Consider the following 625-nt stretch of genomic DNA (forward strand, 5'->3'; position numbering starts at 1 on the left):
AATATTTGTCTCCGAAATTGATGCGTGATTTCAAACTGTTCGCCATCAACGATGATGACAGGAAGAACTTTATTGAAGTCTCCGCCATACATGATGAAATGGGCTACAAACGCATTCGAGAAACTCTGGCAGCGCAGTACAACCTATCAAACTTAGAGCCTAACATTCAGGTGTTTAACGTGGATGTTCGTGGTGACCGTTCACTCACGTTGCAGTACGTCCCTCATAACCGCATTCCACTCGATGAAAGTTATGATGAGGTATTGAAACACGTCTATCGCCTATGGGGCTTTGACGTAATCTTAGAAGAAGTTAAAGACACGGGACACAGAGAAACATTAGCCACTTGTCCAAAACGCAATCAGTACGATTCAAACATTTAGTAAAAAATATACTCATCCCCTTAAAGCCAAAGGCTCCATGAAAGGAGCCTTTTTATTAATTGCAAGAAGTAGAATCGTTACGCTTTTTTCGCCACAATAGCTCTAACGGCTTCAAGATCTTCTGGCGTATCAACGCCTGCTGCTGGCGCTTCTTTAGCGACTGCAACGTGGATTTTCTCGCCGTACCAAAGCACTCGTAATTGCTCTAGGCATTCAATTTGCTCTAGGGCACTTGGCGCCCA

Annotated in this window: 1 protein-coding gene and 1 pseudogene; one reads left to right on the top strand and one right to left on the bottom strand. The window is 43.8% G+C overall.

Annotated elements, in window-relative coordinates:
- A partial coding sequence (locus tag R7044_RS26310) for a SpoVR family protein (protein WP_225456129.1) occupies window positions 1-383 on the top strand: 383 nt, incomplete at its 5' end.
- A gap of 77 nt (window positions 384-460) precedes the next feature.
- Here R7044_RS26310 and R7044_RS26315 read toward each other — a convergent pair.
- A pseudogene (locus R7044_RS26315) lies at window positions 461-625 on the bottom strand (3-deoxy-manno-octulosonate cytidylyltransferase); the annotation flags it as partial.

This window comes from Vibrio sp. 1402 (genome assembly GCF_033340275.1).